The sequence below is a fragment of the Candidatus Wallbacteria bacterium genome (genome assembly GCA_028687545.1).
GTDB lineage: Bacteria > Muiribacteriota > JAQTZZ01 > JAQTZZ01 > JAQTZZ01 > JAQTZZ01.
Genome location: JAQTZZ010000047.1, coordinates 1 through 15,399, shown reverse-complemented (window position 1 = coordinate 15,399; position 15,399 = coordinate 1). Strand labels below are relative to the sequence as shown.

5 protein-coding genes are annotated in these 15,399 nt (G+C 49.8%); 1 reads left to right on the top strand and 4 read right to left on the bottom strand.

What is annotated here, in order from left to right; translation table 11 throughout:
• Positions 1 to 20: 20 nt before the first annotated feature.
• Complete coding sequence (locus PHW04_15035) at positions 21 to 2,063, bottom strand: SPFH domain-containing protein (GenBank protein MDD2717204.1); 2,043 nt, start codon at positions 2,061 to 2,063, stop codon at positions 21 to 23.
• A 146-nt stretch (positions 2,064 to 2,209) separates the two neighbouring features.
• Positions 2,210 to 4,510: an alpha-amylase family glycosyl hydrolase gene (locus tag PHW04_15030; protein ID MDD2717203.1), complete on the bottom strand. Its 2,301-nt coding sequence runs from the start codon at positions 4,508 to 4,510 to the stop codon at positions 2,210 to 2,212.
• Positions 4,511 to 4,680: 170 nt separating this feature from the next.
• On the opposite strand from PHW04_15030, the gene PHW04_15025 reads away from it, so the two are divergent.
• The gene (locus PHW04_15025) at positions 4,681 to 5,562 is read left to right on the top strand and encodes an MBL fold metallo-hydrolase (protein ID MDD2717202.1); all 882 of its coding nucleotides are present in this window, start codon (positions 4,681 to 4,683) and stop codon (positions 5,560 to 5,562) included.
• Positions 5,563 to 5,646: 84 nt separating this feature from the next.
• Here the strand turns inward: PHW04_15025 and rpoC are convergent, their stop codons facing one another.
• Both rpoC and PHW04_15015 read right to left on the bottom strand, forming a co-directional pair.
• Positions 5,647 to 12,465 (bottom strand): DNA-directed RNA polymerase subunit beta', encoded by a 6,819-nt coding sequence (gene rpoC / locus PHW04_15020; GenBank protein ID MDD2717201.1) that lies wholly within the window; start codon positions 12,463 to 12,465, stop codon positions 5,647 to 5,649.
• A gap of 47 nt (positions 12,466 to 12,512) precedes the next feature.
• Positions 12,513 to 15,399 (bottom strand): hypothetical protein (locus PHW04_15015; protein MDD2717200.1); only part of this gene is annotated, 2,887 nt, incomplete at its 5' end.

Genomic DNA, 15,399 nt, shown 5'->3' with positions numbered 1-15,399 from the left:
ACCCTTTAATGGGAATTCAACTATTTCTTCTTCGGCAGTTCTGGTTTCACGACTGGTTCGACTTTCTCGATCTTTTCGACCTTTTCCTCCACCACAACCGGTTCCACGGCTGCCGGCTTTTCCACCATTACCGCTTTTGCCGCCACGTCCTTGCTGAGAAGCCCGGTGATCACTGAGATCAGGCTGCCCAGGTCGCCGCCGCCTGTGATCAGCGTGTCAGGAACCAGCTTGATGTTGCGTTCTGCCAGAGCCTTCACCATGTTGAGGGCTGCAGTCGGGCCCTGGCCGAGCGCGTTCACCTGCCGCTCGTAAGCTATGGCATTGGCCTCACCAACGCATTTCACTTCCACGGCCTTGGCTGTTCCAACCTGTGACAAGTATGAGGCTTCGCCCTTTCCCTGCAGTTCCTTGGCTTCGGCCTGATTCTGGGCGATCTCCACTTCCACCTTGGATTTGGAGAGGCTGCTCTGCATGTTGGCCATGCCTTTGGACTTCTCCATTTCGATCCTGGTCCGCTCGGCTTCGGTCTGTTTCTGCAGAGTAGCGATGGTCTGGTTGGCAAGTTCCCTGTCTGTCAGCACCTGCACCAGTTCTTTGGGCAGGATCACGTCCTGGATGTAAACTCCCTTGGTTTCCACCTTGTAGTCTGTGAGCTTTCCCCTGATATGCTCGAATGCCCCGATCTGCACTTCCTGCCTCTTCTCGATGAACTGGATCGCAGGCATGCTCTGCAGCTTGTCCCTGAAGTGGTTGCCTACAGCGGCCTGCAGCACTTCGCTCACCAGATTGGACATTGTGCCCACTATCGAGATCACCTTGGGCGCTTCAGTGTCCGGGATATGGATCTGCACCTGCAGGTCGATCTTGAACACGAATCCTTCCTTGCTTTTGGCCTCGATCTGGCTCAGGTTCTTGTCAAGCTGATGGGCCTGGGAAACCGCAGTGGCCCAGTTCAGCGTAAGTATGCTGGTAGGCACGATCACCGGATGGTAGCAGCGGGGGTTGATCGGGTATTTCCCGGTGCGCAGCGGCTCGATCCAGATACCCTTGTGTCCGGGATTCACCAGGCTCCCGAACTTGAATTCAACACCTGACTGGTCTTTGGTGGGCAGACCCACGTATGCTTTGACCACAGCGACTTCGCCCTGTTCGATCACCAGCATGTCTGACAGTTCCACTGACACCAGGAACGGATTCAGCGTGTATGCTCCATAGAGCAGCGGGTCGTGCTGCAAACCGATCTTGCCGCCATTGTTCAGGAAGGCCTGAAAATCCTGGTAGTTGTTGTGCAGGTGATTCTTGCTTCCCAGGATGCATTCCATCAGCCCGGAATTGTCTTTGGTATCCCTGATCTCCTCCTCAAGCTTGCTGATGTCCTCGAATCCGCCGAGGCGGCCGGCTATGTCCCCTGAAGGCAGCGGGTCGCCTTCCAGAGTAGTGACTATGCCGATCCTGTCCTGAGAGTGGCCTTCAGCGAACGAAGGCTCGATCACCACCACCTCGAGCTGCTTGGGAGTCAATCCGAAAGAAGCAGGGCTGAGCTTCTCCTTCCTGGTCACGAATTCGGTCATGATCGGAAGTCCATAGATCTTCTGCTTTGTGATCACCAGGAATCCGACCGGATGGATCGGAGCGATCGTGCCTGGAGAAAGCACCGGGCGCTGCACACCTTTCTGGCCTCCACCCCTGATAAAGGTGTCAATATTGGTGAAATTTCCGAATTCCTTTTTATAGGCCGCAGATTTAGCGCCTGTAGAGATGGGATTTCCCACCTGGGCAATCACCACTCCGATTTCGCCTGCCGGAACCTGCACCCAGGGATATTTATGCACTTCATAGATGATCCAGAGCTTGAATCTCCATCCGGGCATCAGAAGTTCCGCCTGATAACCTGGTTCACCGTTGAAGGCAATCGGGTTGTCGCTTCGCAGCTTCTTGAAGCTGAACTTTTTAATCACCAGTCCTACTTCAGTCGGCCCGATGATTCGGATCGAGGGCAGGATGATCAGAACAAAAACAAGGACTGCAAAGGTCAGCAAAGGATTCAATTCATTCAGATTCATCTTACACCTCCGTGAATTTCAATCGGAACAGGTTTCAGAGCCGTATAATTTCAATCCTCCTTCTGATTCCATTATTTTCAAAAACCAGGAATTGCGCCATTGAATCGCTGCAACAATCAGCAACAATGCGAAGAATCGACCCGATTCTAAGGGATGTAGTAGATCCTGAAGTCCAGCGGACCGATTTTCTGAGCGGCAGGCGCTAAATCAGCTGAACCGAGGCAGCTGTCGCAAAGTAATACGCCTGATATTTCAAGATCTGAAAATTCTGCTGACAGTTCCGGATGGCCGTTCAGCTGCATCATCATAGCGCTGCCGCAGTTGTAAATTCTATAGCAGATTGCCTGCGGATTGGACGGATCGTAGTCAAAGACGCATTTTGAACAGCCGCCGGAATTTTTCAAGATCGGTCCATAAAGCTGATGATTCCTGATTGAAATCAGCTTCCGATAAAGTTCAAAGATCCTGGAATTCTTCTTTTTGAGCTCCCAGTCGATTCCGTTGACCGTATCTCCTGAATCAAAGCTGTTTCCATTTCCCTGTTTGCTGCGGAGCAGTTCCTGACCCTGGGAGATCATTGGGACTCCCAGGGACATGAAAATCAAACCTGCGCCCAGCTGAGCACGTTTAACGCTGATCTCATCAGGTGCACTGCCGTCAAAATTCCGCTCAATGTTCAGAGCGTCAATCAACGTGTACCCGTCATGACATTCCAGGTAATTCACGCTCTGCACAGGTTTAGCGGTGAAAAATCCGGTTGATCCGGAGATCAGCATCTCAAGTTCGCGAGCCTGAATCCTGGTGAGCAGGAAATTTCTCACTCTGTCACGGAAAAAATCGTTCCAGGAAGAAAATGCCGAGCCTTTGAGCTGGAACTTGATGTCTCCGCGCGTACTCCAAGGTTCAGCGATCAGGTAGACTCCCGGATTGATCTTCTTCAGTTCAACCTCGACCATCTTGAGCGTATCGACTCCTACCAGTTCGGCAAGATCAAAGCGGAAGCCATCGAATCTGAACTCAGTCAGGAAATATTTCAAACTGTCCAGAATCATTTTTCTCACCATCGGGTTTTCGCAGGCCAGATCATTGCCGCAGCAGGAAAAATTCAAACGGGTGTAATTGCAGCCTTGCCTGTAATAATACTTGCTGTCGAATCCCGCTAAATGATCAGGCTTTCCGGTATGGTTATAAACCACATCCAGGATCACGGCCAGCCCGTTTTTGTGGAACAGTTCCACCATCGCTTTCAGCTCGCTGACCTGTCCTCCGTAGCAGGAAGTGGCATACTGGGCTTCAGGACAGAAGAACAGAGAAGACATGTATCCCCAGTGATATTCGCCTGGCGGGTCTTCATCGAATTCATGCAATGGAAGGAATTCGACAGCATTCACCCCCAGTTTTTTCAGGTAGCCGATGCCTGTGTCTCTGCCGACAGTATCCAGGAATCCCAAGTATTTCCCCCGGAGTTCAGGCCTGATTGTTTTATCGAACACCGTAAAATCGCGCAGATGCAGTTCATATATGAGCAGGTCTTCGGGGGCAGGGGCTGAGAACGCTGAAAACTCGAAAGCACCCTCATAGACCATCGATGGACCATCATGATATAGATTTACCAGCGCATAGGGATCTGAGAGCGGCCGCTCTGAAAATCCTTCGCCTTCGCCTGCCGGTCCGTCTACTCTGTATCTGTAAAGGAAACCTCTCAAATCGCCGGCAATGCCGGTTTCCCAGACTCCATCCGCGCTCCTCATCATTTGGAAAACCTCAGGTTCGGTTTCACCACAGGCTCGCGGGTCGCTGGTCCTGACTTCACCATAAATCAGCAGACTGACTTCTGTGGCTCTGGGTGCAAACACACGAAAAACAGTCTGATTGCCGCTCTGAGCAAAATGACTCCCCAGGCGTTTTTCGGAGTAAAAACTTTTCAGTTTTCTCCCCCAGTCTACAAGTATCATCCCCTGTTCAAATCCGTCAGTGTAAAGCAGTTGGTAATTACGACTGATCTCAGCTTTTTCTTCCAGTTTGAGAGTAATCTCGGAGGCTGATTTCGAGGTCAGGATCAGCCCGATTTCCGGATCCAGCTTGAAGGCGGAAAGGGTATGATTCCGAAGGGAGTCGATCCGCAGAAAAATCAAATCGTCTTCAATGAAATAAGCGTTCAGGACTCCCAGGGAGGGATCGTAGAGACATCCTGAGCGGATGTGGATCACATGATTTTCACCGGTCTCCCATTCCCCGTCTCTGATGAACTTGAACTCATGCCGCCCGTCAGATAAATGCGCGAGGCTAAAAAACCACTCTCCAAGCGGATTCATCTCCATCAGACATGAATCAGGGTTAAAACTGCCATCTGCTGCCCCGGCCCAACGGTTCCAGTCACCGGCAATGGCGACCTGGTAAAACAACGGGTCAGTGAAATAAATAAACTCACGCGATATGCGGTGCATTATGTACATATTTTACTATAGACAGGCTATAGTTTGCCAGATTGCCGGACAGCTTAAAATTCTAAAAGAAAATTGTTAATCCACTGAAATTCTGCTATATTTTTTATGCATGCCGCTTGAATTCATAGAATTTAAACAGAATTGAATATAGTGTTTCAGAGGAGGTAGCGTTGTTCAGGAACACGTTTTTCGGAACCCGAGGCTCTCTGGCAACTCCGGGGCCAAACACTATCAAATATGGCGGAAACACCTCCTGCCATTATCTGGAGATCGGGAATAACAGGCTGATCCTGGACGCAGGTACCGGAATCAAGCCACTGGGAGATTTTTTTCTCAAGAACTTCAAACCCCCCTTCAACTTCAACCTCTTCATAACTCATACTCACTGGGATCACATCCAGGGGCTGCCGTTTTTCGCTCCAATCTATATTCCGGGCACCAGGATCAACATTTACGGTCCTGTAAACTATGCGGACTCCCTGGAGAACATCGTAGGCGGTCAGATGACATATGTGTATTTTCCGGTGAACTTCAACGAGCTCAAAGCAGAACTTTCTTTCAAGGATCTGACAGAAACAGCCATGGAAATCGAAGATGTCAAGATCACAACTAAAAACCTTAACCACCCTATTCTGACGATGGGGTATAGATTTGAACATAAGGGACGCTCCCTGGTCACCTGCTATGATACTGAACCTTATTACAATATGTTCTCTGCTGAAGACGAAGACACATTCAATGAAGCCGAAGTCACTGTGCGCGATATGAATCAGAAGCTTCTGGACTTCATCGCCAATGCGGATTTAGTAATCTACGATGCCCAGTATACCAAGACGGATTATAAAAAAGGCTACGGCCATTCTACAATCGACGTTGCAGTATACAACTGCCTCGCCGCTTCTGTTAAGAAAATGGCCATTTTCCATCACGACCCCTCCAGAACTGATGAACAACTCGAAAAAATGCTGGACTACGCAAAATCCCTCATCTCTGCAGCAAACAGCAAAATGGAAGTGATCATAGCCCGGGAAGGCACTTCGGTCGATATCTGAACCGGATCTATACCAGGCTCTGAAAGTTTGATAAAAAAAATCCCCCTCAGATGAGGGGGATTTTTATTTGTAACTGTTTAAAGTTCAGGCTTCTGCTTCACCCGGCTCGTCCACCACTTCTTCCTCAGTGATTTCCGGGACCGGCTGCGGTTCCACCTTATCCTCTTCCAGCGGGGCGACTTCCATTCTCTGGTAAAGTTCAAACCCTGTTCCAGCCGGGAACAGACGGCCGATTATGATGTTCTCCTTCAATCCTCTCAGTTTGTCAATTTTTCCAGCAGCTGCAGCCTTTGTCAGTACCCTGACAGTTTCCTGGAAGGAGGCGGCAGAGATGAAACTTTCAGTAGTCAGAGAGGCTTTTGTGATACCCTGAAGGATTCTCATGCCTCTGGCTGGCGCTTTGGTATCCTTGAGGAGCTGGTCGTTCAGAACCTTGAAATCGTTGATGTTCATGAGTTCATCCTGCAGCAGTTCAGTATCACCCGACTCGCTGATCATGACCTTTCTGAACATCTGCCTGAGGATGATCTCAATGTGCTTGTCATTGATACGTACACCCTGACTCCGGTACACGCGCTGAATTTCGTTCAGAAGGTAGCTGACAGCAGTTTCGAAACCTGCCATTTCCATCAACCGCTTGGGGAAGATGTTACCGTCTGTCAGCTGATCACCGGTTTTTACTATTTCACCATCTGCCACCAGGAGGTTTGAGACTCCGCTGCGTGTCTTGTACTGCTTCTTGAAGCCATCAAAGCTCTCGATAATCACGTTGTTACCGATCAAACGCACCACACCGTCGTTCTCGACGATCATGGCTTCTTTTTTAGGCTTCCTGATCTCAAAGAGTTCAGCGACTCGGGGCAGACCCTGCACGATGTCGATCGTTTTCTTGGAGACAGTCTCGAAACGGGCAATGATATCGCCTGTTTTTACTGCATCCACTATGCGCATGCGTTCCAGATTCAGGGAATTCCGCTCGCGCAGAAGAGTTCTGGCGATTTTCGGGGTGATTTCCTCTCCCTCACGCACGATCACCCGCTTGGTGTCCTGATTCATGACTGTGGAGGTGGTCACCTTTCCCTCAATTTTATCTACAAAGTTACGCTTGCCCTTCATATTGAGCACCAGGTCTTCCACCTTAACTTCTGCACCGTCTGTGATATGATGCGCTTCACCTGTCTGCACCACAACCTTATCCAGGCTCGTTCTGATTTTGCCTTCCTTGGTGACTTTGCGGATCAGCTTGACAACGCCGTCAGATAAATAGTGATAGGAGATCACGTATTCACCGGTCTTGACTTTGGTTGAGAAGACTATTTCCCCGTTCTGGAGATCGATCTCTACTCCTGCAGTCAAGGGTTTGCTTTTTTCCTGTTTATCCGTAAGCGGCCTGATATCGACATCGAAGATGGGCTTGAACCTGGTGGTAATCCTGTAAGGTGCCTTCTTGAAGTTCACAGTTTCCTGGTTGACACGTTCAAGATGGCACTTGTCGTTTTGCAGCACAGCCAGTTTCTGGCCTCTGCTGACATCGTCGTTGTTATCAACCAGCAGTTTCATTTCCGGACTGATGCGGTATTTCTTCTCCATCCTCTCGAAGACAAGGACGTTCATTTCCTTTTCTTTTTTGTTCAATTCTTCGAAAAGTATCTCTTCTGTAAGAGGATCGCCCGGTTTCACGAAGTCTCCGTCTTTCACCTTTAGCGGCAGGGTGGCTGGGAAATTAAACTCCCTCCCTGCGTAAACCGTGATCTTCTTGATCATCTCTTCACCGGTCTCCTTGTCGAAAATGGTGATGAAGTTGACCTTGCCCGTGATCCCACTCACTATCGGTTCGCAGGAACTGGTAAGAGCTTCGTCTTTCTTGACCCATTGCCCGCTCTTGACCAGCAGTTCGATTCCCTTGGGTATCTCGTAGCGGTCTTCGCGGTCAATTGTCTGGATGTCGTTCAGGTGCGTCGGCATTATCAGTTCCTGTCCGGCCTTGACCTGTGTGTCAGGTTTGACTTTCAGGGACGCCCCTTCCGGATAGCGGAGTTTGAGGGTGCGGGTAATGGAGATTTTCTTGACATAGAATTTTTCTTTGTCCAGCCGGTCGCAGAGTTCTTCACCGATAATCGTACCTGCTTCAGCTATGACTTCACCGGTCTTTTTATTGATCACATCGGTGGATAAAGCACGATTAATGATCTCGTCGCGGAACACTTCTTTTCGGTTGAGCAGGATATCCTGGGTATCTCTGATCGTGATCACATTATCGCGCAGATAAATTTTCTCGATCCCATTCTTCCTCAATTCGGCAATGAGTTCCAGATTCAGGACAGTATCAGTCTTTGCCAGCACTTTTTTATTGAGTTCGATTTCCCTGGAAAGGATTTTTTCCACGAGATCCTTATCCTGAACTGAGGTTAAATCGATGGTGATTTCTTCTTCGAGTCCAAGCGTACCATCAATCTCGGAAACCACCAGATTCTGATTCACCCATTCTTCGCTGATCTTTTCTCCTGCTTTAAGCATCACCTGTCCTGATTTGCTCAACACATCCGAAAACAGGATCTTGCCGACAAGCTTTTCTTTAAGATTGGATTTTTTAGAGGCGCTGATCACCCTGACATTCTTGATCAGCAGGTTTTTCACCACATCTGCCAGCCCGTTATGCTCGGCTTCTACCAGCTGTCCGCCAACCTTTAATTCCACCTGTCCGTCAGTCTCAGCAATGAATGGCCTGGCAGAAATGATTTCCTCACCTTTCTGGGCAAAATCACCCTGTTTGATCCTGGCATCGTCCACCTTGATCTTGAGGTCTTTGGGGAGAGTATAGTTCTCTTCTTCGTTGATGATCACCCGCTTGATTTCCATAGCCTTTTTACTGGCCTTGGAAGTGACTATCTGCACCAGGCCTCCCTGATCGGTATGGAAGAAGACTTTTTTCTCCTTCTTGTCTACGGAATGCGGGATGTCGGTGGAGATGTTGTACTCGCGCTTTTCATCCTTTTTGACTTGAATATATTTACCTTTATTAACACGGATCGATCCATTGATCTCGGAGAAGATGGCCAGGATTTCATCCTGATATTTGATCTGGTTGCCGTTCTTAACCATCAGAACTACACCCTCATAATCTTCCTCGAATTCATCGCGCCGTTCCTTGACGCCAGGAGGCAGGGGATATTCAGCCTGCACAAAATGGCTCTTGTCTTCCGGGATAATGTAGATGATGCCGCCCTCGCCGATGGCACGCTGATTCTTTACCTTCATGTTGTAAAATTCGATGTGGCCGTCGATGCCTGTAATGACAGCCTTCTGCTCAGCTACAGCTTCGGCGATCGTGTCACCGGCTTTGATTTCAGCGTCGTCATTGACTCTGATGAAAGCGCCCTGAGGCACCAGGTAATATTCCTTGCCTTCCGGGGAGTCCACGATTACACGTCCACCGTCTGATACGACAACGCCATCCTTGACTTTCAGCTGTGGTTTTTCGAAGAACACTTTGCCATCGTACTCTGCAACAATCTGGTTTGGATTGTATTCAACGATTATATCGCCAGCTGAAATCTTCTGCCCGTCAACTACTTTAAGCTGTGAACCGGAGGGGAGCACGTATTTGTCGCGCACTCCGTCATGCCTGATAATTTCGGCATAGCCCTTGATCACAATTTCTCTCACGTCCTGGTCGAAATCACGTTCAACTTCCGGCCCTTCCTCTCCACCCTTTTCCCCGACAGCCACGACTTCATGCTTGGAGCGGTCGAGTTTGCTGATTGATCTCAGGTTATCCAGGGAAACAGTGCCGGGGGCTTTGGCGCTGACAACAATACGCTGTGCGAACGCGACGCCGCCGGTGTGGAATGTTCTCATGGTGAGCTGCGTGCCCGGTTCGCCGATGGACTGGGCTGCAATGACTCCGACAGCTTCACCGATATTCACAAGTTTGCTGGTAGCAAGGTCGTTGCTGTAGCATTTTTGACAGATTCCGAACTTGGATTCGCAGGTTATCGGTGAGCGGAGAACGACTCTTGGCCTGACTTTGATCTGGGTGATTCCGGAGTTTTTGATCCTGTTGAATGCCCAGCGGTTGATGATTTTGTCCGCTGCAATGATCACCTTTCCTGTGATCGGATCCACAATTACAGACGAGCAGATCATGCCCACGATGTTCTCGGTGACTTCGATGAATACTTCGGCAGAGTCGACCTGGTCGGCTTTGCTTCTGGAAATCTCATTGCCCGCATGGACCAGCATTTCACCTGTGGCGGGATGGATAATATCTTCGGCAGCGATGCGGCCCGAGATTCTGTCTTTCATGGAAATCATGATTTCATCGACTGCCAGTTTGTTGATGTCGCGGGATTCGCGCAATGGCTTGATTTCCACTCCATTGATCGTGCCGCAGTCTTCCTCTGTGATGATCACATCCTGGGCAACGTCCACGAGTCTTCTGGTAAGGTATCCGGAGTCGGCGGTTCTAAGGGCTGTGTCGACGACTCCTTTTCGCGCACCATATGTAGAAATGAAATATTCGGTGACTTTCAATCCTTCGCGGAAATTACTGCGGATCGGGAAGTCGATGATGTTTCCGTTCGGGTTTGACATCAGTCCGCGCATCGTAGTCAGCTGTCTCATCTGCTGGATGTTGCCGCGGGCTCCGGAGATGGCCATGGCATATACGGAGTTGAACTTGCCGAGGTCTTCTTCGATTTTGAAATTCTCGAGCATTTTGTCCGTCATGTCTTCGACAGCCTGGTTCCAGATGTCGATGTCGCTCTGGCGCTTTTCTTCTCTGGTGATGCTTTGCGTTACAAAGCGCTTTTGGATATCTTCAGTCCGGTTTTCAGCTTTCCTGATGATCTCCTTTTTCTGGGGAGGGATTGCCAGGTCGCCTACTGAAATTGAAAGCCCGGAACGGGTCGCATATTTGAACCCGATTTCCTTGAGTTTGTCGAGCATTTCCACGGTCACATCAGTCCCGTTCAATTCGAAACAGTCGCTGATGATATTGGAAAGATCGGCCTTTTTGACCTGCTTATTGATGTATCGCAGGTTCTTGGGCAGAATGCCGTTGAAAATCACGCGCCCCGCAGTAGTGCGGATGAATTCACCGTTTTCCAGCTTCAGCCAGAATTTGGAGAACAAATCCAGTTTCTCGCTCTGATATGCAAGCTGTATCTCTTCAAAAGTGGAGAAGAAACGTTCGCCGAAAACCAGAATCTTTTTGATCTTGGCGGCAGTAAGTTTTTCCACTATCTTGGCATCGACTTCAGAACCGCTGGGGATTTTATTGGCTTCGTCGGCTTTGCCGATGAATCCAGCGAAAAAATAAGGCAGTTTGCGCTTCAGCAGATACTCGCTCACTTCGACTTCGGTCTTTTCAACCGGGTCTAGGGCGCGGGTCAGGTAATAAAACCCGATCGTCATGTCATGAGTAGGTACTGACGTCGGCTTTCCACTTGACGGCAGGAAGATGTTGTTGGTGGAAAGCATCAGATGCCGGGCTTCGGCCTGGGCATCCATCAGCAGTGGAACATGCACGGCCATCTGGTCGCCGTCGAAGTCGGCATTGTATGCATTGCAGACCAGGGGGTGGATCTGGATGGCATTGCCTTCGACCAGGATCGGTTCGAATGCCTGGATACCCAGCCTGTGCAACGTAGGAGCGCGGTTCAGAAGGACAGGATGTCCTTTTATTACTTCATCCAGTACATCCCAGAGTTCCTCATGTCCCTTTTCCAGCATTTTCTTGGCTGATTTGATGTTGTAAGCTTTGCCGGTAGCTACGAGTTTATGCATGATGAACGGCTTAAAGAGTTCCAGCGCCATCCTCTTAGGCAGACCGCATTGATGCAGTTTGAGTTTGGGTCCGACCACGATCACTGAACGGCCGGAATAGTCAACACGCTTGCCCAGCAGGTTCTGTCTGAAACGGCCCTGTTTTCCTTTGAGCATGTCGGTCAGCGATTTCAGCGGTCGTTTGCCGCCGCCTGAAGTCACGGGGCGGATCCGCTTGCTGTTGTCGATCAGGGCATTGACCGCCTCCTGCAGCATGCGCTTCTCATTCTTGATGATGATGTCAGGGGCACCGAGGTTGATCAGTCTCTTTAATCGATTATTGCGGTTAATCACCCTGCGGTAGAGGTCATTTAAGTCTGCGCTCGCAAATCTGCCGCCGTCCAGCTGAACCATTGGCCTCAAGTCAGGCGGGATCACAGGAAGCACATCCATGATCATCCATTCCGGCCGGTTGCCGGAATTTTTAAACATCCTGGCCACGTCCAGCCGCTTGATCACATTTTTCTTTGCTGTCCCGGCCTTCTCACGCATCTGATTCTGCAGGTCATTGATCAGATCGTCCAGGTTGATTTCGGTGAGGAGTTCCTTGATGGCTTCAGCGCCGATTCCGGCCCTGAACACCTCGCCGTACTTTTCGGTGTAGGTCGAGTATTCTTCTTCAGTCAGAATCTGCTTTTTCACTAGCGGAAGAGGACCCGGATCAAGCACGATATAGGCAGTAAAATATAGTATCTTTTCCAGATCACGGGGTGAAATGTCCAGCAGCAGTGAAATGTAGCTGGGAGTGCCTCTGGAGAACCAGACATGGGCTACAGAAGCGGCCAGGTCGATATGTCCCATCCGTTCCCTGCGGGCGGAGGCTTTGGTGATCTCCACTCCACAGCGTTCGCAGATGATGCCGCGGTAGCGGATGGATTTGTATTTTCCGCAGTAGCAGGTGTAATCGCGCATCGGCCCGAAGGTACGTTCGCAGAATAGTCCGTCCCTCTCCGGCTTGTGTGTCCGGTAGTTGATAGTTTCCGGTTTCTTGACTTCTCCGAAAGACCATTTCTTGATGTCATCGGGGGAAGCCAGACTGATCCTCAAACCATTGAAATCGTTATTTAAATCCCACACCGTTAAGCCCTCCTTGAAGGTTATTCTTCGTTGCCACGCAGCAGTAGTTAGTTGGTCTCCGTATTTTTCACTGTCTCGACCTTCAGCCCCATGCTCCTCAGTTCGGAAATCAGAACTTTGAACGACTCCGGAACATTAGGATCGATCACGTTTTCTCCCTTGATGATCGCTTCATAAACAGCTACGCGGCCCTCTACATCATCGGATTTGACGGTCAGCATTTCCTGGAGCACATGAGCTGCCCCGTATGCTTCCAGAGCCCAGACTTCCATTTCGCCGAATCTCTGCCCGCCGAACTGAGCTTTTCCGCCGAGGGGCTGCTGAGTGACCAGCGAGTAAGGGCCTGTGGAACGGGCATGGATCTTGTCTTCGACCAGATGTGCGAGCTTCAGTATGTATGTGTTTCCGACCAGCACTTCATTGTCGAAAGGTTTGCCGTCCCTTCCGTCTAAAAGTATCCTCTTCCCGGTTTTACCGGTCAGGATGTCAATATTCTTCAGTGAATCAAGGATCTTCTTTTCATCCTCCTTGGAGAATTTCAATGATTTATATTTAGTCCGGTAATGCTCCTTATTACCGACGAAACTCTTTACAAGTTCTTCTTTCTTCGGCACAAACTGACCGAACTCGACTGATTTTGACCAGTCATAAGGAGGTTCGAAAGCCTTCTTGACCTCCGCTTCTTTAGTGGAAAGCTTCACGATCGGCATCTTGTCGCTGAGGCGGCAGATATAGAGCCCATACTTCTTGGAAATATAAGAGATAAATTCCTGCAGATTCCAGCACAATCCATCGGATCTGAGTTTCGCATCCTTCTGAAGCTTGATTTCTTCAGGCACTCTCAGCCAGTAAAGCGGGAGTCGTTTTTCACGATCATAAATCCTGGTTTCTCCGAACAGCATCATGTTGGCGCGCACAAAACAGTCCAGGATCTCCGTCTCCTTGGCTCCGTTGAAGATCGGTGTTTCGAGGAGCATCCCGAAGGCCTGAGCAACGAGACCCAGGTAGGTTTCAAAAACCTGCCCCAAATTCATACGGGAAGGCACACCGAGCGGATTAAGCACAATGTCCACTGAAGAACCGTCCGGTAAAAACGGCATGTCCTCCTCAGGTAGAATCCTGGCGATGACGCCTTTGTTGCCATGTCGGCCGGACATTTTATCCCCCTCAGTGATGCGCCGCTTCTGGGCGATGAAAACCCGCACCAGCCGGTTCACATCATGCGGCAGGTCATCCTTGTTTTCACGTGAAAGATTCATCACTTCCACAACTTTACCGGATTCCCCATGCGGCACTGAATAGGATGTGTTGCGGACTTCCTTGGCTTTTTCACCAAAAATAGCCCGCAGCAGCTTGTCTTCCGCGGTCAGTTCCATCTCTCCTTTCGGAGTTACCTTGCCGACCAGAATGTCACCTGGACCGACTTCTGCGCCGATCCTGATGATGCCGCTTTCATCGAGATTCTTCAAGAGTTCGTTGGAAACGTTAGGAATGTCGCGGGTGATCTCCTCTGGCCCGAGTTTGGTGTCACGAGCTTCCACATCATATTCTTCGATATGCAGAGAGGTATAGACCTCATCCTTTACCAGCCGCGCTGACAGCAGAATCGCGTCTTCGAAGTTGTAACCTTCCCACGGCATGAACGCCACCAGGATGTTCTTGCCGAGGGCGAGTTCGCCGTAGTCACAGGCAGATCCGTCAGCCAGAATATCCCCCTTTTTCACGGTGTTGCCCTGCCTGGTGATCACCTTCTGATTGATGCAGGTTCCCTGGTTGGAACGGAGAAATTTGGCTACTGGGAAATACTTCACTTCACTGATTTTGATCTTATCGATCTTGCTTTTCTGGAGCTCCTTCATCAGATTGGGAGTGAGCTCCTCACCCTTCTTGGCAATCACTTTTTTACCCTTTTCTATAGACTCAACCACATACATGCCTTCCATTTCCTTGAGCTCTTCGATACTCGTCTTGAGGTCGAAATCCTCAGCCAGCTCCAGATTCAACACTCCCACTTTATCGGCATCGACATAAACTACTTCTCCGTCGATATCGGCAATGATGCAGGAGCCGGAATCTTTGGCTGTCCGATATTCCATCCCTGTGCCGACGAATGGTGCAGTGCTTCTCAGAAGCGGAACCGCTTGACGCTGCATGTTGGTTCCCATCAGCGCTCTGTTGGCGTCATCGTGTTCCAGGAACGGGATCAGGGAAGCGGCTACAGACACCATCTGCATCGGAGAAACACCCGTGAAATCAAGATCTTTGGCATCTACAGTGGAAAATTCATGTTCAAGATCTCCGAAGTATTTGGCAGGCACGATGTCATCAACGATTTTACTGGCATCATCTATTTTAAGGTCAGGAGGACCGATAAAGCATTCATCTTCACGCGAAGCATCAAAAAAGTTAATGATATCTGTGACTCTTCTGTCCTGGATTGCCAGATATGGGGTTTCAATGAATCCCAGGTCATTGATCCTGGAATAAACCGCCAGAGAGGAAATCAGACCTGCATTGGGACCTTCAGGAGTCTCGATCGGGCAGATTCTTCCGTAATGGGTCGGATGAACATCGCGCACTTCGTAACCGGCACGTTCACGTTTCACGCCGCCGGGACCGAGTGCAGAAACCCTTCTTTTGTGAGTAAGTTCCGACAAGGCATTGGTCTGATCCATGAACTGTGAAAGCTGTGACAGGCCGAAAAAGTCGTTCACCATGCTGGCGATCGGCTTGGAATTGATCAGAGCCTGAGGAGTGATGCCTGAAGGATCCTGGATCGTCATTCTTTCCTTGATCTCGCGCTCCATCTTCATCAGGGCGATCCTGAAATGATTCTGCAGCTGCTCTCCCACACGCCTGACACGGCGGTTTCCAAGATGATCAATATCGTCCTCATTACCAATGCCGTTGGCAAATTCAAGCAGATAACGGATG

Coding starts and splice junctions, on each gene's coding strand:
- PHW04_15035 (MDD2717204.1), bottom strand. CDS start 2,063: ATGAATCTGAATGAATTGAATCCTTTGCTGACCTTTGCAGTCCTTGTT.
- PHW04_15030 (MDD2717203.1), bottom strand. CDS start 4,510: ATGCACCGCATATCGCGTGAGTTTATTTATTTCACTGACCCGTTGTTT.